This is a genomic window from Mesorhizobium sp. WSM4989, from assembly GCF_029625795.1.
GTDB lineage: Bacteria > Pseudomonadota > Alphaproteobacteria > Rhizobiales > Rhizobiaceae > Mesorhizobium.
The window spans coordinates 838,633-855,504 of record NZ_JARTVN010000002.1 but is presented as its reverse complement, the minus strand read 5'-3'; the positions used below and the strand labels follow the sequence as shown (position 1 = coordinate 855,504).

The window sequence follows — 16,872 nt, the reverse complement described above, 5'->3', positions numbered from 1 at the left end:
CTTTCGATAACAGCCGCGGGGCCCGCTTGTTCCGCTGTCGGAGCTTGCGAAATGGGCCCGGCAACACCGTCCGGAGATCAGGCAAGCCGCGCCGCGCGCGGAGCGTTGCCGAAATCGCGGGAAAACAACGACTTGGCCGCGACAGCTTGGCTGGTGCGCTAGTCCTTTTGCTCGCGGTACAAGCGCTCGGTCGCGCGGTCGCTCTCGCGCCGTTCGACTGGGCCTCTGTGACGGCGGGTGAAAAGCACGTAGATGATCGCAATGAGAAGGATCAGCGGACCGCCGGCAACAACGAACAGCCATAAATCGGAGCCGAACATGGCGTTTCCCTTCCTGTCGAAGGTGGTTTCTCCAGCAACCTATCGCTGGTCTTGAGCTAACCGATAAGGGCTGCAAATGTTCCTGTCCAAGGGAGTAGGCGGCTGCGTGGTCAGCCGCCTACGCGCCCGGCGGGATCGCCTTGGCGACCATGTCCGGCCGTTGCGGCACCCTGAGCCAAACGGCCGAAGGAAATCGCAGACCCTCTTTACCAAACCGCAGCAGGAAAGGCCGTCCCCCGTTCAAACGACTGCGGCGAGCAAGAACCTCTGAGGTCGGCTTGTCGCGGAACGCAGCCTGCGGATCACAGTTCCGGCAGACGCCATCTGAAAATCGAAGGACTCCGACTGGAACAAAGCCCTGAGTCGCTTGTTCGGCTCCGGCCCATCGGCCACAGGAGCTTGAACCCATGAACATGCGGACACTTCTCGCGCCATTGGCCGTCGCTGCGACCTCCTCGTTTTTTCCGGCGGTCGCAGCCGATAACGCGCAAACCTTTGGCGACCGATAGTAATCGATAGGAGACATCAAAATGCAGACGATCACCGCACTGTTCGACGATTATGACGATGCCGCCGATGCCGTGGGCGAGCTGGAGTCCATGGGCGTACCGCCGAGCGATCTCAGCATCATCGCTAACAATGCCGACGGCCGGCATTCTTCCGCGGCCGCCGAAGATGCAGCCAGTGGAGCCGGGATCGGGGCGGTCGTGGGCGGCGCCGGCGGCTTGGCGACGGGCCTCGGCGCCATAGCAATACCTGGCGTCGGTCCGGTCGTGGCGGCTGGCTGGCTGGCGGCGACAGCCGCGGGCGCGGCCGCGGGCGCAGTTGTCGGTGGAGCGGCCGGCGGCATCATCGGCAGTCTGACCGACGGCGGCGTGTCGGAGGGGGACGCCCATGTCTATGCCGAAGGCATTCGCCGGGGCGGCACTCTGCTTACCGCTCGCGTCGAAGATGACCTCGCTGCGCAAGCACAAGCGATCCTCCATGATTCCAGGTCGGTGGACATCGGCGAACGGCGGAACGACTACGAAGCTGGCGGTTGGACCGGATTCGATCCGCGGGCCGGCGATTACCGTCAGCAGAGCAAATAGGAGTCAGCGTGAGACGAGTGCTGTTGCCGCTGATCCTGACAGTGGTTGTGCTGTTGGCATGTTACTGGGCCTTCGCCTATGTCCAGAGTAGCTGGCCGACGGCACCGCTGAAGCGGACACCTGAGCAGAACCAGGGCGGAAACGCACCCCAGGACACGTCTCCCGCCGCCGGCATAAAAAAGGATCCGCAAGGCAGCAACAAAATGCCGGGCAATCAATAGCGGCAGGCGTAAGCAGCGAGCATCAGGCGAGCGAATTGCTTTCCGCCTGATCGCATGGCGCTTCTCTCATCCGCGCTCGACGAATTTGTTGAAACGGCTGGGCAAACCTTCCGCCGTTAGGTCTTGGTGCACGAAGGCAAGTTCGTTCTCATCCAATATGGCGAAGAACTCTTCCCATTCGACGGGCTGCAGATCCTCTTCGTGCTCGCCGAAGTCGACGCGCAGCACCGCCCCCTTGCCTGCAGTCCGCGCGACTGCAGGTCTGCCTTGGCGGGCTTCAATCCAAGCCCGGATCACCTCGTGATTTGTGGTTTTCAGTGGCTCGCTCATGATCAACCCTTCCGGCTAATCGCCAATCCTGGCGCTTTGCTCGTCAGCGAATGAGGATTCAATCCGCGTCCGGCTCGCTCGTTCCCGCGAATTCGCCTTGCGAGGCGGTGGCCTGGCTGCGTGGCCAAGGGAACCAACTGCCGCCCTACTGGTTCGGAATGCATTCATTGGAGCCTGGCCATGCCAAATGCAGCCGAAATTTTCGTCGACACTCGGGTTGCTTGGGATGTCGAGGTCATGTTCGGCCTGCCCGGCGATGGCATCAACGGCATCATGGAGGCTTTGCGGAAAAACCGGGACAAAATCTCCTTTGTCCAGGTGCGCCATGAAGAATCTGCCGCATTGATGGCTTGCGCCAGCATCGAACGGGCCGACGAGGTCGAGCGCGTTATTGACGAAGCCTTGATGCCGAAGATGCCGCCCGATTATGCCAAGAATTTCCGCAAGGCGCTGCCGGAGACTCCGGGGCGCGAGCGGATCGAGGAGAACGTCGCGCGGGAGCCGGCCAGGACGATGATGGAAGCCGAGGGATGACGTTGCCGCAGCCGCTTGCGATTCCAACTTCTTGTTGAGGATGCACATGCTCGACCTGTCCCGCGAACGTCGCCGAATGGTCGATGTTCATCTCCGCCGCCGCGGCATTCATGATCGTGAGATCCTGGCAGCGATGCGCGAGGTCCCACGCGAGACTTTCGTGGACCCTGGCTTCGAAGAATTTGCCTACGAGGATGGACCGCTGCCGATTGCCGAGGGCCAAACGATATCGCAGCCCTATATCGTCGCGTTCATGCTGGAAATGGCTGAGATCGGGCCCGGCGATCACGTTCTCGAGGTCGGCACGGGATCTGGCTACGCCGCCGCCGTGATGAGCCGCATCGTCGATCATGTCTACACGATGGAACGGCACGCCGGCCTGGCGGAAACCGCGAGACGGCGCTTCGAGACGCTTGGCTATCGCAACATCGATGTGCGCACCGGCGACGGCACCAAGGGCTGGCCCGAAGCGGCACCGTTCGATGCCATTGTCGTCGCGGCGAGCGGGCCCGGCGCGCCGCTCGCGCTGCAGCAGCAGTTGGATGTCGGCGGCAAGCTGGTCATTCCGGTCGGAGATGACCCTGACGAGCAGCGCCTCCTCAAAGTCACCCGCACGGGCGCTTCCACCTACAGCGAGGAAGATTTCGGTGCCGTGCGCTTTGTCCCTTTGATCGGCGAAGAAGGCTGGCAGGAGGACAACCGCATCCGATCCAGCCGTGTCTCCCCGCTCTTGCCAGCGCGCAGTCTTCCGCAGATGATTGCCGCAGCGGCCGAACCGCTTCCGGAGTTCGATGATCCCGCCTTTGTGGAGGCCTTCGATCGCTTTGCCGACCGGCGGATCGTGCTTCTCGGGGAAGCGAGCCACGGTACATCCGAATTCTATCGGGCGCGGGCTTGGATCACCAGAAGACTGATCGAGAAACATGGCTTCACGATCGTCGCCGCTGAAGCCGACTGGCCCGACGCCGCGGCGATCGACCGCTATGTGCGCCACCGCCCACCTTCGCCGCGCGCCGACATGCCTTTCCAGCGGTTTCCCACCTGGATGTGGCGCAACGCCGAATTCGCGGCATTCGTGGAGTGGCTGCGTGCGCACAACGAGCAGATCGAAACACCGGCAAGCCAGGCAGGGTTCTACGGCCTCGATATCTACAATATGAAAGGCTCGATCGCGGCGGTTTTGGAATATCTCGACCGCATCGATCCGGAGGCGGCAAGCATTGCCCGCGAACGCTACGGCTGCCTGACGCCGTGGCAGCACGAACCCGCCACCTATGGCCGGGCGGCGCTAACCCGAGGCTACCGGGAATGCGAGGAGGCGGTGCTGCGGCAATGCCGGGACATGCTGTCGCGTCAGCTCGATCACGCCGGCCAGGACGGCGACGAATTGTTCGATGCCGCGCAGAACGCCCGGCTCATCGCCTCCGCCGAGCACTACTATCGCGTGATGTACTATGGCGGCGCGCAATCCTGGAACCTGCGCGACACGCACATGTTCGACACACTGCAACATGTTATCGAAGCGCGTTCCCCCGATGCCAAGGCCGTGGTCTGGGCGCACAACTCCCATATCGGCGACGCCCGCTTCACGGAGATGGGAATCGTCAGGGACGAAGTGAACATCGGTCAGCTCTGTCGCCAGCGGTTCGGCGACGACGTAGCCCTCATCGGCTTCGGCACGCATGCCGGGACGGTCGCTGCCGCCAGGCATTGGGACGGCGAAATGGAAATCATGTCCGTGCGGCCTTCGCGCGAGGACAGCTACGAGCGGCTTTGCCACGACGCCGGCACCGCTCGTTTCCTGCTCGACCTTGGAGCCGATCCAGCCCTTCATGAACGGCTGACCGAACGTCGGCTGGAACGGTTCATCGGAGTGATCTATCGACCGGAAACGGAACTGCACAGCCACTATGCCGACGCCTCGCTTGCGCGGCAATTCGATGCCTTCGTCTGGTTCGATGAAACTACCGCCGTGACGCCGCTCGGGCTGGAGCATGTGACGCGCGGTGTCCCCGACACCTACCCCTTCGGGGTGTAGGTGATGGACGGATGCATTCGACATCGCGCTATGCGGAACCTTCGGCGCACAGGTGATGCGGCGAGCGAAGACTACTATTCTTTCACATAGGTACCAGACCGGCGGCCGCCTTTGGGCGCTTTTGCATCCTTGGATTGCTTGGGGACCGATGGGCCCGCTCCGGAAGTCTTTTCCGTCGCAGGACCAGGCGTCGCCCGTCCCGGAGGGTTTTGCCCTTCCGACTGATGTGTCTTATCTTCCACCTCGCCCTGTCTGCGGGTGAGCCCAAAGCGATCGTGAGGCTTTTCGTTGCCGGCCGCAGCCTGCGAAAACCGGTCTGAGGGATCCGGATCGGTGTTGGCCGGGTACTTCCTGGCGCCGGTCTCGCGGCGGTTCTCGTCATTGCCCATGACACTCTCCGGGTTGATCTGAGGGATAACCAGATCGTCGGAAGAGCGTTCCCCGACCTGGCCGATAAGGGACGCAGGCAATCGGCTCCATCAGTCCGATGGAACAAACACGCCATCGCCCAATTAGGCAAACAGAGTTCGGAGGCCAAGCGCGGTCCGGTTGCGCCCGATCCGACAGTCGGCGCGGCTTCGGCTCCAAACACGAACAAGCCGGGCGGCTAGCAGCGGACGAAAGGATTTCTGATGCCCCGGATCGTTGCAGTGATCGCGATCGTGGTGATTTTGTTGATAACCGTTTGGGCCTGGATCGGCCGAGAGCCCGAGCGCCCGAGCGGCGGGAGCCAGCAGCCAGCGCCCCACGCGATCGACCAGAACGGCTGAAGCAGGGCCTTTCGATCGGCGACTTGCCGTTCTCACCGCATCGCCGTCTTCGCCGCATTGCGGTCTCGCGCGCCCTGCATGGACCTATCGCTCCGCGGATCGATCAACGTCCGAGCAAAGCCGGCGGCTGTCGCAACAGCCGCGATAGCGAGCAGGTTGAGACGCAGTCAGTGTATGAAGCGGCTTCTCAGCCAGGCAAAAATGCGATTGCCTGTGACAATTCTCCGGACGCGTCCAGCAGCCCAACTGGCCTGCATGGTTGCGCCGGTGTGGCAGCTGCAGACGACTTCATGCAACTGCCAATCGGAGAGTTCAAAGAAGCGTTTGGCTTCCCCATAGGTATCGGACTGCAGGCCCGAGGCCCTCAGCAGCGGGTCTTCGAACGCAACCGTCAGCGGGGATCCAGCCGCCCGCGCCTCTTCCCGCATGCCTGGATAGAGATACTCGGTGCCGGTGAGCGCGGCGAGACAGCGCAACGGATTCCGCTCGAGCAGTTCTGCCCACCTCTCTATCTTTTCAGTCCTTGTCGTGAGCGGCACCAGCGGATTGATATCAGCGACTGCGTGCAGTTGGTCGAGCGTTTGGTGTTTCATGATAGGCTCCCGTCCATACTGACCGGCTTGTCCTGGCGGGGTCGGCAGGCCCGCGTCTGAGGTGCGGGCCGATCAGTGTTTCCCACCGATCTCCGGCAGGCGCCAAAAAAGCGGCGCCTGCAAATCATCGAACTGACAGTCGTCCCCAAAGTTCCGGATGAACACGGAATTCATTTGGAATGAGGTTCCGCAGTGCAGGACTGCACGGCGTTTCAGTTGCGAGCCCAGGCTGGACTAAGATGCAGGCGCATTGTCGAATATCTCATATCCAGTGATAGGAACGGGAGCATGGTCCTTTCTCAGGCCCCCGCGGTCCTCATTCCGCTGCCGCCTTCTTCCGTTTCGCCTCGTCGAAGTCGATTGACAGCACGATCTTTCCGTTGGCGTCGCGAACCCGGACGGCCCAGCCCTGCTGCCCACCTTCGGCGGCCGTGTCGTCAAGCAAATCAATCGCCGAACGCAGCGCCTCGTCGTGCACGGCCTCCAGGTTCGGGAATTCCACGCCCTTGAGCTGCCGCACGCCATCATTGTCGCGATATTCGAATGTGAAGGGGCTGTCCGGCTTGGCGGGCTCGCTGAAGTCGCGGCTGCTCTGCTGCTCGGACCGGTTTTCCATGGTCTCGAAAACCGCGCACGGCACCATCATCTCTTTGGCGCGATCGATAAGAGCGGTCGCCGTACGTGGGCCGTGGATCGGATCCAGCCATTGTGACGGCAATCTTTTCGCCGCCCTCACCGAGAAATTCGACTGTCACCACGCCTTCCGACCTGGAAAGTATGTGGGTCTCGAGAACCTGCATCGGTGCCTCGTCATCTTAGATAACGAAGGTAAAAGCTGCCCAACAGGAAATGTTCCGGCCGCGCTCAGCGATTGATAGTTCCCCCTTCCCGGAAACGAGTTCCCGCACAGCAGCGTTTCTAGTTCGCGTTCAAGATCCCGTGGGAACACCGACGCCGGACAGATGTTTGGTAGCGAAGGAGCTGTCCGATGACCTCACCGAGCAAGCGAACACCCGCCGAGGGTCGAGGCGAAATGCAGATGGGCTTTACCCGGGACAAGACGCCCGGATTCGACCCTTCTGCCGCCCCGCAGGAAACCGATGCAGAGGCGGGAGGGTCGACGAGTTCCGCCCATCGCGTCGCATCAGATGAACCGAAATTCACCAATCAGGCGAGCTTCGCCAACGCCATGCAGCGCCCCGAGAACGCGCCCGGCCTTCAGCCGAGCAGGAACGGGCCGGTGCTGGTGATTGCGGCGCTCGTGGTTCTGGCGGGCGCCGCTTTCCTGCTTGCCGCCCGGCTGGGTTGATGGATGCCGGCTCGCCGAGGAAGTGGCGCTCCAACCCGGAACGCCCGATGCAAGGTCTGATAGCTAGGGAGTATGTGCATGCCCATGTTGAAAAAGCTTCTTCGCCATCTTTGGCGACGGAAAATCCAGCCGGCGGCCAATCCATCCCCAGTCGATGCGATCGTGCGGCTGTTGCGTGAAAGCGAGGAACGCAACGGATAGATTTTTGGATCGTGCCCGGTGCGCCCCGGCGCGCGAAATCCTCGAGCTCGTGCTCTTCTGCCACGGACGGTGTTTTAGCCCGCGCTGAGCGTTACCCGAATTCCTCCTCGGCGAAGGCGCCAAGCCTCCAGCCTTGTTTGCCTGTCGCTCACCGCACAGACAACTGCTATGCCGACTTGCGCCCCCGTGCAGAATTCTTCGTCTTTTTTCGTTTCGGCGCTCCCCTGGACTTCGGGGATTTGGGTTTTGCCCCGGCCTCCGCGCCGAGGCTCTTTTTCAGCGCATCGAACAAATTGACCACATTGGACGGCTTGGGTTCCGCCTTGGCTTTCGGCGCCTTCCTGCCGGCCTTTTTGGCGCGAACCAGTTCCAGCAGTGCCTCCTGATATCGATCTCGGAACTCGGTGGGATCGAACTTGCCCTTCTGCTTATCGATGATGTGCTCAGCCAACCCGATCATCTCGCTGTCGGGCTTTCCCGACTTGATCTCGGCGAAGACGCCGGCGGGCTCGCGCACGGTGTCGCCATAACGCAGGGTGGTCAGCATCATGCCCTTGCCGCGTGATTCGACCACCACCGGGCGTTCCCTCTGATAGAGCACGATGCGAGCGAGCCCGGCCATCTGCTTTTCGGCCAGCGCGTCGCGGATCACCGCAAAGGCCTCTTCCGAGACCTTGTCGGCGGGCGTCACGTAGTAGGGCGCGTCGAGATAGATCTGCTCGATCGACGATTTGTAGACGAAGCCGTCGAGATTGAGCGTGTGCGAAGACTCGATCTGCACCGCCTCGATGTCTTCCTCTTCGATGAAGATGAATTCGTCCTTGCCGACTTCGTAGCCCCTGACCTCGTCGTCTTTGTCCAGCGGCTTGCCGCTCTCGGCATCGACATAGACGCGCCGGACCCTGTTGCCGGTCTTGCGATTGAGCACGTGGAAGGAAACCTTCTCGGCATGGGTCACGACGTTCGTCAATTCGACGGCGCAGGTGACCAGCGACAGTTTGAGATAACCGCTCCAGGCGGGACGCGGCGCCATGGCGATCTCCTTGGCGACAGGAATGCAGCCGGAACGGCGAACGCACCGCTTCGGTTCCGACGTCGCAGGCCGGCGCATCGCGTCGGCTTCAGCCGGCTGAACCGCGAAGCAGCGCTGAACTTCCCGGCGGGAGAAGCAACGGGAGCTTCCGACAAGGGCTTGGCCCGACATAGTCGAGTTGCAGACATTTCGTTCGAAACGTCCGTGCCTCGCGGGATCATTCGGAACAATGGGCCTTCGGGCAAGTTGGATACGGCTCCAACGGCGAATTGATCTGGGACGACCGTGGCGACGCGGAAGATCGACAAGGACAGGCGTGAGCGCACCTCGAATGCGGCGCGCGAACTGCTTGAGACGGAACGACTGGCGCGCCAGGCAAAGACGGCGCGACTACGCGAGCAGCGTTTGGCCGCGGCACCGGCGGCAAAGTCGCCTCCTCCCGCAGCCAGGCCGGGCCGGACGCCCAAGAAGCGAAAAATCATAGATATCAGCTAGCGCCTGGCTCCGTTCGGCGCTGCCGCTTTAGGGCGGCCGGAAATCGATGACGCGTCCAGCCAGCTTCTCTCATTCCTTGGCCGCTGGCTCTCCAGGCCCAATCTCGGTCTCATCTAATATGTGCTCGTGAATGATGCCGAGGATTTGCAGCCTGACCGCCTCACGCGCCTCCGGCTGGATGAACGGCATGAGGAGATCGACCTTCTCCTTGACCCGCCGGGGCAGATGAGCGCTGGGATCGGTCAGCTGGCTGCCATGCTCATAGAGGTTGTCGGTAAGTTTCTTATCCAGATCGGAAAAATGCCCATGGCTGTCGCTCCACATTGACGGCGGAACAGCCGTGCCCCGAATTGGTTCCGTCTCGCCGAGCCTCGTTTGCCGCGCGTTGCCGAATCCCAAGAATTCGAACGGAACAATCGCACTCTGCGCATGTTCGGCCGGACCACACTCGAACGGTCGGAGAACGAAATGGAAAGCGGAAAGCTCGCCGTGGTGACCGGCGCTTCCAGCGGCATCGGCAAGGAACTGGCGAAATTATGCGCGAGAGATGGCTACGAACTGGTGATCGTGGCCGACGAGCCGGCGATAGAGCAGGCTGCCGAGGCGCTGCAATCTCACCACGTTGCAGTCGAGGCGGTAGAAGCCGACCTCGCGACCGAGGAAGGGGCCAATCAACTGATCGCGAGGATTGGTGACCGCGCTATTGACCTTCTGTTCCTCAACGCGGGACGAGGCCTGGGCCGGGGCTTCATCGATCAGGACTGGCCCAAGGCGCGCCGCGTCATTGACACCAACATCACCGGCACGGTCTATCTGGCACATCGGCTCGGCCGGCAGATGGTCCGGCGTGGCCGCGGCCGGATCCTGTTCACGGGCTCCATCGCCGGCTTCATGCCCGGCACCTTCCAAGCGGTCTACAACGGCACCAAGGCCTTCATCGATTCTTTCGCCATCGCGCTGCGCCATGAGTTGAAGGACAGCGGTGTGACCGTGACAGTGCTGATGCCCGGCGCGACGCAGACCCGCTTCTTCGAGCGGGCCGACATGATGGACACCGAAATCGGGACTCAGGAGAAAGACAATCCGGCCGATGTGGCCAAGGACGGCTATGACGCCATGATGGCCGGAAAAGAGCAGGTCGTTAGCGGTTTGAAGAACAAGATGCAGGCTGCCGCGGCCCATGTCACGCCGGCCGGCACGCTGGCCGAGCAGCATCGCAAGGCCGCCGAACCGGGCTCCGCGAACAACGGATGAATCCGAGGCGCCGCCCGGGGAACATTCCAGCCGGGCGCAAGTTCGATGCACTCAATCCTCCAATCGACAGGAACGGCACGATGAAAGCGCTGACATGGCACGGCAAGGGCGATATCCGGTGCGACGCGGTCGCCGATCCCGCGATCGAGGACGACCGCGACATCATCATCAGGGTTACCTGCTGCGCCATTTGCGGTTCGGACCTGCATCTGATGGACGGCTATATGCCGACGATGAAATCGGGCGACGTGCTGGGCCATGAGACCATGGGCGAAGTGGTGGAGGTCGGCCGTGGACACAGCAAGTTCAAGAAGGGCGATCGCGTCGTCGTTCCCTTCAATATCTCATGCGGCGAATGCTGGTTTTGCCAGAACGGCCTGTTTTCACTCTGCGACCGGTCGAACCCCAACGCCGACCAGGCCGCCAAGGTCATGGGCCAGTCGCCCGCGGGCCTGTTCGGCTATTCGCATCTGGTCGGTGGCTATTGGGGCGGGCAAGCCGAGTATTTGCGCGTGCCTTTTGCCGATGTCGGCCCGATCAAGGTGCCGGACGGCATGGACGACGAACAGGTCCTGTTCCTCTCCGACATCTTCCCGACCGGCTATATGGCGGCGGAGAACGCCGGCATCCGGGAGGGCGACACCGTCGCCATCTGGGGCTGCGGGCCGGTCGGCCAGTTCGCGATCCAGAGCGCCTGGATGCTTGGCGCCGGACGCGTGATCGCCATCGACAAGGTGCCGGAGCGGCTTGCTATGGCGCGGGACCACGGCAAGGCCGAGACCCTCGATTTCAGCAACGTGAATATCTACGATGCCCTGATGGCCATGACCAACGGTCGCGGCCCGGACAGTTGCATCGACTGTGTCGGCACCGAAGCCGATGCCAGCGCCACCCCGGATTCCATGCTCGATAAGGTCAAGGCGAGTGTCTATCTTGGCACCGACCGGCCGCATGTGCTGCGCGAGGCGATCTATTGCTGTCGCAAGGGAGGCACCATTTCGGTGCCCGGCGTCTATATCGGCCTTGTCGACCACATCCCGTTCGGCGCGGCGATGAACAAGGGGCTGACGTTCCGCATGGGACAAACCCACACGCAACGCTATCTCGAGCCTCTCCTGCACAAGGTCCAAAGCGGCGACATCGACCCGTCCTTCGTGATCACCCACCGCGCCGGGCTCGAGGCCGGACCCGACCTCTACAGGAAGTTTCGCGACAAGCAGAACGGCTGCATCAAGGTCGTGATGCGCCCTCACGGGTGACCACGTCTTTGCCCGGAACTCGCCCGGGCGCCCTGTCGTTGCGATCAGGTAAGGAGGTATCAAATGGCTCAACTGAAAAACACATCTCGGCCGGCCACCAGGTCACCGAACGCCGAAGGCCTTCCGCGTCCAAACCGCGATGCCATGGATAGCGACGCCGGCGCGAGACCGGCAGTTCCCAAAACAGCCGGCGCCGCCGAGGAACAGTCGACATCACCGCTCGACAGTAAGGTTGCCAATCGCAATGCCGGTCGCAAGCGCGAGGCCGGAACCACCCCGCGCCCAACCGACAAGCCATTGGATTGAGGCAACCGGGGCGGCGCGGCAGCCTCCGCCGGTCGGGCCGCTTGCGTGCGTTCGTTGCTGGTTACCTGCCGCCGCCCGCGTCAACCATTCCCGCTCCGCTCGACAAATTTGTTGAAGCGGCTCTTTCCTCCGCTCCCGGCCTTGTCCTGATGGAGGAAGGCAAGGTCGTTCTCGTCGAAGATCCGGAAGAACTCATCCCACTCGATCGGTTCGAGCGCTTCCTCCGGCTCGCCGAAGTCGATGCGCAGGATACCGCCCTCGCCCTTGGTGCGAACCACGGCGGGATGGCCGTCCCTCTCCTCAACCCATTTGCGAATTTCGTCGTGATTGGTGGTCGTCTTCGCTTCAGACATGGCATTCCCTTTCTCGCCGCACGTCGGTGAGCGGCCCTAACAGCGCGCAAAGGGCAATGTTCCCAGGCATGCGGGCGACCCGCCGACAGCTTCGCCACGGAGGGAACTTTGATGAAGCAGGGAACAAACCTTTTGTCCCGAAGTTCGGGAGCCCAACGCTAAATCGGCCCCAACGCTAAATCGGCCCCAACGCTAACTCGGCAAGGAGTTCTCGTGAAACGTGTCCTGGTTACGGGAGGCTGCGGTTTCATTGGCCGGCATGTCGCCCAGGAACTCATCGAGCATGGCTACGAGGTCCGTGTCCTGGACGCACTCTTGGACCAAGTGCACGGCAATGAAGCCGTCAGCATTCCAGCTGGCGCCGAGCTGATACGGGGAGATGTACGTGATCGAGACGCGGTCGCCGACGCGGTAGCGGATGTCGACACCGTCATCCACCTCGCTGCCGAGGTCGGCGTCGGCCAATCCATGTACGAGATCGCCCGATATGTCGGCACCAACGATCTCGGCACCGCGACCCTGCTCGAGGCGTTGATCAAGAAACCAGTCGAACGCATTGTCGTCGCATCGTCGATGAGCATCTACGGCGAAGGCCTCTACAAGACACCAGACGGGCGGCGTATCGACGATGCCCATCGCAAGCCAAGCGACATCAGGATCGGCCAATGGGACCCGCTGTCGGCTGCCGGCGAAGCGCTGTCGCCGATTCCGACCGACGAGGAGAAACGTCCTGACCTCGCTTCGATCTACGCGCTGACCAAATATGCGCAGGAACGCGCGGTGCTGATCTTCGGTCAGGCTTATGACGTGGATGCGGTGGCATTGCGCCTGTTCAACGTCTTCGGCGCCGGTCAAGCGCTCGCAAATCCCTACACCGGCGTGCTTGCCAACTTCGCTTCGCGGCTCGCCAACGGCAAGCGGCCGATGATCTTCGAGGACGGCGAGCAAAAGCGCGACTTCGTCCATGTGCGCGATGTCGCCCGCGCTTTCCGCCTGGCGCTGGAGCAACGCCAGGCAGCCGGCCACGCGATCAATATCGGCAGCGGACGGTCCTACACCATCAGCGAGGTCGCTCGATTGCTTGCAGAAGCGATGGGCGTTCCGAAGCGGCCGCCCGAAATCCTCGGCAAGGCGCGCTCCGGCGACATCCGCAACTGCTTTGCCGACATTGCCAAGGCGCGCGAGCTGCTTGGCTTCGAGCCGAGCCATCGGCTTGAGAACTCCCTCGGTGAATTCGCGGCCTGGGTTCGCAACACCGTCGTCATCGACCGAGGCGCCGACATGAAGCGCGAGCTTGAAGAGCGGGGGCTGGTGTCATGAGCGAGCGGCATCGCGGCCTCGGCAAAGCGCCGGTGGCCGTCATCGGCGGCAGCGGCTTCATAGGCTCAAACCTCGCCGACAGCCTGTTGTCGGATGGCGAGCCAGTTCTGGTCATCGACAATCTCAGCCGAGCCGGCGTCGAGCAGAACCTCGAATGGCTGGCGCAAAAGCACGGCAACCATCTCAGGGTTGAAGCCGTGGACGTGCGCGACCAAGCCAAACTGGCCTCGGTGCTGACGCCAGCAAGAGCGATCTTCCATCTGGCCGCCCAGACCGCTGTGACCACGAGCCTGATCGATCCCGCGGAGGACCTCGACATCAATCTCAAAGGCACCTTCAACGTGCTTGAGGCGGCGCGCCAGGTGAGCGCCCCGGTAATCTTCGCCAGCACTAACAAGGTCTACGGCAGCTTGCCCCAGCTCGCGGTGCAGGAAACGGACGACCGTTACGAGCCTTGCGACGAAGCCATCCGCGCCAATGGCGTCGACGAGACGATCGGGCTCCATTTCTGCACGCCCTATGGCTGCTCCAAGGGCGCTGCGGACCAGTATGTCCTTGATTATGCCAAGTCCTATGGCCTGCCGACGGCGGTGCTGCGCATGAGCTGCATCTATGGACCGCGCCAGTTCGGCACCGAGGACCAGGGCTGGGTCGCGCATTTCCTCCTCAGCGCGCTCAGCGGCCGGCCCATCACCGTCTATGGCGACGGCAAGCAGGTGCGCGACATCCTGCATGTGTCCGACGCGGTTGCCGCCTATCGCGGAGTGCTGGCCAGGATCGAAGACCTCAAGGGACAGGCGTTCAATCTTGGCGGCGGACCGCGGAATGCCGTCAGCCTGCGCTCGCTCCTGTCGGAGATCGCCATCATGACCGGCCGCGACATCGTGGTGCGGCAGGATCTCGAACGCACCGGCGACCAGCCCTTCTTCATCGCCGATACCCGCAAGATAGAGGCCGCGCTTGGCTGGCGGGCGCATGTCCCGTGGCGCGAAGGCATCAGCGACCTTGCCGGCTGGCTGTTGCGGCACCGTCTTCAGCCGCACGCTGAAGTGGCGAGGTACGTCGCATGAAAGTCGCACTGGTCAATCCACGTTGGACGTATGAACACAGCATCTATTTCGGCTGCCGCCAGCCGCATCTGCCCCTGGAGCTTGGCTACTGCAAAGCGCTCTTGGACACCGACGGCCACAGCGTGCTGATGCTGGACGGGCAGTTGCAGCATCTCGACAACGCGGAACTTGCCGAGCGCGTGGCGGCGTTCGCGCCGGACATGACCGTCGTGACCACCGCGCCGACCTATCTGTTCTGGCGCTGCGCGCCGCCGGAGCTGCGGGTGCCGGCAGAATTCCTGAAGCATCTCGCCGGGCGCGGCGGGCGCACCGCCGCCGTCGGGCCGCATGGCTCGGCGACGCCGGCCCCTACCCTGCGCAAGCTTGGCGTCGATGTCGTCGTGCGCGGCGAATGCGAGGAGGTGGTGGCGGAGCTTGCCGGGCGCGGCGAATGGAGCGCCGTCCCTCACACGGCGCGGCTCGAGAGCGGCGTGCTGGCCTGCAACGGTGGCGTGAGCGTCAGCCGCTTCGTCGACCACCCGGCACTTCATTGGCCGTCCGATTGGATTGCGGCCCATTCGCACCACCATCATCGGTTCGACGCGGACCAGAAGGGCGCCGGTGCAGAGGTGGAAGCTTCGCGGGGTTGCCCCTATAATTGCAGCTTCTGCGCCAAGATCGATTTTCGCGACGCCTACCGCCGCAGGAACCACGACGCGGTCGTCGCCGAGATCGACGGTCTGATGGCCCAGGGCGTCGGCTACATCTACTTCATCGACGAGATTTTCCTGCCCCAGAAGGCGCTGCTCGAGGCCCTTGTCGACCGCGATATCCAATTCGGCGTTCAGACGCGCATCGACCTCTGGAAACCGGAGTTGCTGGAATTGTTGGGCGAGGCCGGCTGCGTCTCGATCGAAGCTGGCCTGGAAAGCCTGACCGTCGAAGGCCGCGAGATGCTGGCCAAGCGCTGTCGGCTGGGCACAGAGGAATTGGCCGCGCTGCTGGTCGATGCCCGCCGCCATGTTCCTTTCGTCCAAGCCAATCTGATCGGCGTGGTCGAGGACGATCCGGCCCTGGTGGAGTATTGGCGCAAGCACCTCATCGACAACGGCGTCTGGGCCAACGAGCCGGTGCCGCTCTATCCCTATCCGAGCTCGCCAAGTTACCGCGAGCTGTGGGGCGAACCCGACGATTTCGCCTGGGAGCGCGCGCATGAGCACTATCTGGCTTCGTTCCGGACGTTCAGCGACATCCAGGACCAGCGCCCGCGCGCGCTGGCCGAATTGGAGTCCTCATGCTGCAATCATTGATCCATCGCCCGCGGCGCATCCTGATGACCACCGACTCCGTCGGTGGCGTCTGGCGATATTCGCTCGACCTGGCGCGCGAGCTCACCAACCGAGGGGACAGCGTCGTGCTGGCCGGGCTAGGGCCTCGGCCTTCTCGGGAGCAGGCACAAGAGGCGCAATCCTTCGCGACGCTCGCATGGCTCGAGACCCCTCCGGACTGGATGACGCGCAACGAGAGCGATCTCGACGGCCTGCCCGGCGAGCTTCGGGAGCTTGCAACGACCTCTGCCGCGGACCTCGTTCATCTTAACGCTCCGGCCCAGGCGGCCGAGGTCGATCTGCCCTGCCCCATCCTCGTGGTCTCGCATTCCTGCGTCGTGACGTGGCTGCATGCCGTGCGCGGTCAGGTCCCGACCGACGGCTGGGCCTGGCAGAAAGACCGCAACCGGGCTGGTTTCAATCGCGCCGATATTGTGGTGGCACCCAGCCGAAGCCACGCCGACATGCTTGAGGCCTGCTACGGGCCGGTCGCGCGGCTAAGTGTTGTCCACAACAGTGCTCTTCCCGGCCCGGTCGCCTCGCGGCGCGAGCCTTTCGTCCTGGCCGCCGCCCGCTGGTGGGATGAAGGAAAGAATGCGGCGGTGCTGGATGCCGCGGCTGCCATAACCGAATGGCCGGTCCATGCCGCCGGCCCCCTCGACGGGCCGGACGGGCAGATGGCGTGTCTCGATCATTGCGTCGCGCTCGGCTCGATCGGCCATGCCCAAGTGCGCCAGCGGATGGCGCGGGCCGGCATTTTCGTTTCGCCATCGATCTACGAGCCCTTCGGGCTTGCCGCTCTGGAAGCCGCGCTCTCGGGCGCGCCGCTGGTCCTCGCCGACATTGCGACCTATCGCGAACTCTGGGACGGCGCGGCTATGTTCTTCGACACGCGCGATCCGCATGCGCTTGCCGGATGCATCGCCCACCTCTCCCGCGACGAAAATTTGCGGCGCCAGCTTGGCCGGCGCGCCGTCCGTCGCGCGCGCAAATTTTCGCCGCAGGCGCAGGCGGCCGCGATGAGTGAAATCTACGATCGTGCGGCGATGGCCGTCGCAGGGCGCTGAC

At 63.1% G+C, this 16,872-nt stretch carries 21 protein-coding genes and 1 pseudogene; 14 read left to right on the top strand and 8 right to left on the bottom strand.

Features of this window, described 5'->3' with window-relative positions; all coding sequences use genetic code 11:
• Positions 1-158: 158 nt before the first annotated feature.
• Positions 159-320, bottom strand: a complete 162-nt coding sequence (locus P9217_RS16925) for a hypothetical protein (protein ID WP_082953723.1) — start codon at positions 318-320, stop codon at positions 159-161.
• A 530-nt stretch (positions 321-850) separates the two neighbouring features.
• On the opposite strand from P9217_RS16925, the gene P9217_RS16920 reads away from it, so the two are divergent.
• Positions 851-1,411: a hypothetical protein gene (locus P9217_RS16920; RefSeq protein ID WP_278087306.1), complete on the top strand. Its 561-nt coding sequence runs from the start codon at positions 851-853 to the stop codon at positions 1,409-1,411.
• A gap of 8 nt (positions 1,412-1,419) precedes the next feature.
• Positions 1,420-1,632, top strand: coding sequence for a hypothetical protein (locus P9217_RS16915; RefSeq protein ID WP_082953722.1), 213 nt, complete (start codon positions 1,420-1,422; stop codon positions 1,630-1,632).
• A 66-nt stretch (positions 1,633-1,698) separates the two neighbouring features.
• Here P9217_RS16915 and P9217_RS16910 read toward each other — a convergent pair whose 3' ends face one another.
• The gene (locus P9217_RS16910) at positions 1,699-1,962 is read right to left on the bottom strand and encodes a hypothetical protein (protein WP_095802790.1); all 264 of its coding nucleotides are present in this window, start codon (positions 1,960-1,962) and stop codon (positions 1,699-1,701) included.
• Positions 1,963-2,142: 180 nt separating this feature from the next.
• On the opposite strand from P9217_RS16910, the pseudogene P9217_RS16905 reads away from it, so the two are divergent.
• Together P9217_RS16905 and P9217_RS16900 are read left to right on the top strand one after the other, a co-directional pair.
• Positions 2,143-2,319 (top strand): annotated as a pseudogene (locus P9217_RS16905) (thiamine pyrophosphate-binding protein); the annotation flags it as partial.
• A gap of 223 nt (positions 2,320-2,542) precedes the next feature.
• Complete coding sequence (locus P9217_RS16900) at positions 2,543-4,534, top strand: protein-L-isoaspartate(D-aspartate) O-methyltransferase (protein ID WP_278087305.1); 1,992 nt, start codon at positions 2,543-2,545, stop codon at positions 4,532-4,534.
• 74 nt (positions 4,535-4,608) lie between these two features.
• On the opposite strand, the gene P9217_RS16895 is transcribed toward P9217_RS16900, so the two are convergent.
• On the bottom strand, positions 4,609-4,923 hold the full coding sequence (locus tag P9217_RS16895; protein ID WP_127245876.1) for a hypothetical protein: 315 nt from the start codon (positions 4,921-4,923) through the stop codon (positions 4,609-4,611).
• Between the two features lie 243 nt (positions 4,924-5,166).
• Here P9217_RS16895 and P9217_RS16890 point away from each other — a divergent pair, with 243 nt between their 5' ends.
• Positions 5,167-5,304, top strand: coding sequence for a hypothetical protein (locus P9217_RS16890; protein WP_156752600.1), 138 nt, complete (start codon positions 5,167-5,169; stop codon positions 5,302-5,304).
• Positions 5,305-5,471: 167 nt separating this feature from the next.
• On the opposite strand, the gene P9217_RS16885 is transcribed toward P9217_RS16890, so the two are convergent.
• Both P9217_RS16885 and P9217_RS16880 read right to left on the bottom strand, forming a co-directional pair.
• Positions 5,472-5,897, bottom strand: a complete 426-nt coding sequence (locus P9217_RS16885) for a hypothetical protein (RefSeq protein ID WP_067320635.1) — start codon at positions 5,895-5,897, stop codon at positions 5,472-5,474.
• A 316-nt stretch (positions 5,898-6,213) separates the two neighbouring features.
• Positions 6,214-6,513 carry a hypothetical protein gene (locus P9217_RS16880; protein ID WP_141247156.1) on the bottom strand — a complete coding sequence of 100 codons (300 nt, stop codon included), beginning with the start codon at positions 6,511-6,513 and terminating at the stop codon, positions 6,214-6,216.
• On the opposite strand from P9217_RS16880, the gene P9217_RS16875 reads away from it, so the two are divergent.
• Together P9217_RS16875 and P9217_RS16870 are read left to right on the top strand one after the other, a co-directional pair.
• A complete protein-coding gene (locus P9217_RS16875) occupies positions 6,512-6,772 on the top strand; it encodes a hypothetical protein (protein ID WP_278087304.1) in 261 nt (86 codons plus the stop codon). The genes P9217_RS16880 and P9217_RS16875 overlap by 2 nt on opposite strands.
• Before the next feature lie 113 nt (positions 6,773-6,885).
• On the top strand, positions 6,886-7,206 hold the full coding sequence (locus P9217_RS16870) for a hypothetical protein (protein ID WP_095802773.1): 321 nt from the start codon (positions 6,886-6,888) through the stop codon (positions 7,204-7,206).
• A gap of 367 nt (positions 7,207-7,573) precedes the next feature.
• Here the strand turns inward: P9217_RS16870 and P9217_RS16865 are convergent, their stop codons facing one another.
• Entirely contained in the window at positions 7,574-8,440 is an 867-nt protein-coding gene (locus P9217_RS16865) for a Ku protein (protein ID WP_067320778.1), read from the bottom strand.
• A gap of 564 nt (positions 8,441-9,004) precedes the next feature.
• A complete protein-coding gene (locus P9217_RS16860) occupies positions 9,005-9,259 on the bottom strand; it encodes a hypothetical protein (RefSeq protein ID WP_095802772.1) in 255 nt (84 codons plus the stop codon).
• 144 nt (positions 9,260-9,403) lie between these two features.
• Here P9217_RS16860 and P9217_RS16855 point away from each other — a divergent pair, with 144 nt between their 5' ends.
• The 3 genes from P9217_RS16855 (at position 9,404) to P9217_RS16845 (ending at position 11,754) form a co-directional block, all read left to right on the top strand.
• Complete coding sequence (locus tag P9217_RS16855) at positions 9,404-10,189, top strand: SDR family NAD(P)-dependent oxidoreductase (protein WP_278087407.1); 786 nt, start codon at positions 9,404-9,406, stop codon at positions 10,187-10,189.
• An 80-nt stretch (positions 10,190-10,269) separates the two neighbouring features.
• Positions 10,270-11,448 carry a zinc-dependent alcohol dehydrogenase gene (locus tag P9217_RS16850; RefSeq protein ID WP_095802787.1) on the top strand — a complete coding sequence of 393 codons (1,179 nt, stop codon included), beginning with the start codon at positions 10,270-10,272 and terminating at the stop codon, positions 11,446-11,448.
• 63 nt (positions 11,449-11,511) lie between these two features.
• Positions 11,512-11,754 (top strand): hypothetical protein, encoded by a 243-nt coding sequence (locus tag P9217_RS16845; protein ID WP_128292676.1) that lies wholly within the window; start codon positions 11,512-11,514, stop codon positions 11,752-11,754.
• A gap of 80 nt (positions 11,755-11,834) precedes the next feature.
• On the opposite strand, the gene P9217_RS16840 is transcribed toward P9217_RS16845, so the two are convergent.
• A complete protein-coding gene (locus P9217_RS16840) occupies positions 11,835-12,107 on the bottom strand; it encodes a hypothetical protein (RefSeq protein ID WP_095779479.1) in 273 nt (90 codons plus the stop codon).
• A gap of 213 nt (positions 12,108-12,320) precedes the next feature.
• On the opposite strand from P9217_RS16840, the gene P9217_RS16835 reads away from it, so the two are divergent.
• The 4 genes from P9217_RS16835 to P9217_RS16820 are packed head-to-tail and all read left to right on the top strand — an operon-like array spanning position 12,321 to position 16,871.
• A complete protein-coding gene (locus tag P9217_RS16835) occupies positions 12,321-13,427 on the top strand; it encodes an SDR family NAD(P)-dependent oxidoreductase (RefSeq protein ID WP_067320618.1) in 1,107 nt (368 codons plus the stop codon).
• Positions 13,424-14,497: an NAD-dependent epimerase/dehydratase family protein gene (locus P9217_RS16830; protein ID WP_095802771.1), complete on the top strand. Its 1,074-nt coding sequence runs from the start codon at positions 13,424-13,426 to the stop codon at positions 14,495-14,497. The genes P9217_RS16835 and P9217_RS16830 overlap by 4 nt, the downstream gene beginning before the upstream one ends.
• Positions 14,494-15,786: a TIGR04295 family B12-binding domain-containing radical SAM protein gene (locus tag P9217_RS16825; protein ID WP_278087303.1), complete on the top strand. Its 1,293-nt coding sequence runs from the start codon at positions 14,494-14,496 to the stop codon at positions 15,784-15,786. The genes P9217_RS16830 and P9217_RS16825 overlap by 4 nt, the downstream gene beginning before the upstream one ends.
• Positions 15,771-16,871: a glycosyltransferase family 4 protein gene (locus tag P9217_RS16820; RefSeq protein WP_095802769.1), complete on the top strand. Its 1,101-nt coding sequence runs from the start codon at positions 15,771-15,773 to the stop codon at positions 16,869-16,871. The genes P9217_RS16825 and P9217_RS16820 overlap by 16 nt, the downstream gene beginning before the upstream one ends.
• Position 16,872 lies beyond the last annotated feature (1 nt).

Excerpts from the sequence above, each read along its gene's own strand:
- P9217_RS16925 (WP_082953723.1), bottom strand. The coding sequence starts at position 320 with ATGTTCGGCTCCGATTTATGGCTGTTCGTTGTTGCCGGCGGTCCGCTG.
- P9217_RS16920 (WP_278087306.1), top strand. The coding sequence starts at position 851 with ATGCAGACGATCACCGCACTGTTCGACGATTATGACGATGCCGCCGAT.
- P9217_RS16910 (WP_095802790.1), bottom strand. The coding sequence starts at position 1,962 with ATGAGCGAGCCACTGAAAACCACAAATCACGAGGTGATCCGGGCTTGG.
- P9217_RS16900 (WP_278087305.1), top strand. The coding sequence starts at position 2,543 with ATGCTCGACCTGTCCCGCGAACGTCGCCGAATGGTCGATGTTCATCTC.
- P9217_RS16895 (WP_127245876.1), bottom strand. The coding sequence starts at position 4,923 with ATGGGCAATGACGAGAACCGCCGCGAGACCGGCGCCAGGAAGTACCCG.
- P9217_RS16890 (WP_156752600.1), top strand. The coding sequence starts at position 5,167 with ATGCCCCGGATCGTTGCAGTGATCGCGATCGTGGTGATTTTGTTGATA.
- P9217_RS16885 (WP_067320635.1), bottom strand. The coding sequence starts at position 5,897 with ATGAAACACCAAACGCTCGACCAACTGCACGCAGTCGCTGATATCAAT.
- P9217_RS16875 (WP_278087304.1), top strand. The coding sequence starts at position 6,512 with ATGGTCTCGAAAACCGCGCACGGCACCATCATCTCTTTGGCGCGATCG.
- P9217_RS16880 (WP_141247156.1), bottom strand. The coding sequence starts at position 6,513 with ATGGAAAACCGGTCCGAGCAGCAGAGCAGCCGCGACTTCAGCGAGCCC.
- P9217_RS16870 (WP_095802773.1), top strand. The coding sequence starts at position 6,886 with ATGACCTCACCGAGCAAGCGAACACCCGCCGAGGGTCGAGGCGAAATG.
- P9217_RS16865 (WP_067320778.1), bottom strand. The coding sequence starts at position 8,440 with ATGGCGCCGCGTCCCGCCTGGAGCGGTTATCTCAAACTGTCGCTGGTC.
- P9217_RS16860 (WP_095802772.1), bottom strand. The coding sequence starts at position 9,259 with ATGTGGAGCGACAGCCATGGGCATTTTTCCGATCTGGATAAGAAACTT.
- P9217_RS16855 (WP_278087407.1), top strand. The coding sequence starts at position 9,404 with ATGGAAAGCGGAAAGCTCGCCGTGGTGACCGGCGCTTCCAGCGGCATC.
- P9217_RS16850 (WP_095802787.1), top strand. The coding sequence starts at position 10,270 with ATGAAAGCGCTGACATGGCACGGCAAGGGCGATATCCGGTGCGACGCG.
- P9217_RS16845 (WP_128292676.1), top strand. The coding sequence starts at position 11,512 with ATGGCTCAACTGAAAAACACATCTCGGCCGGCCACCAGGTCACCGAAC.
- P9217_RS16840 (WP_095779479.1), bottom strand. The coding sequence starts at position 12,107 with ATGTCTGAAGCGAAGACGACCACCAATCACGACGAAATTCGCAAATGG.
- P9217_RS16830 (WP_095802771.1), top strand. The coding sequence starts at position 13,424 with ATGAGCGAGCGGCATCGCGGCCTCGGCAAAGCGCCGGTGGCCGTCATC.
- P9217_RS16825 (WP_278087303.1), top strand. The coding sequence starts at position 14,494 with ATGAAAGTCGCACTGGTCAATCCACGTTGGACGTATGAACACAGCATC.
- P9217_RS16820 (WP_095802769.1), top strand. The coding sequence starts at position 15,771 with ATGCTGCAATCATTGATCCATCGCCCGCGGCGCATCCTGATGACCACC.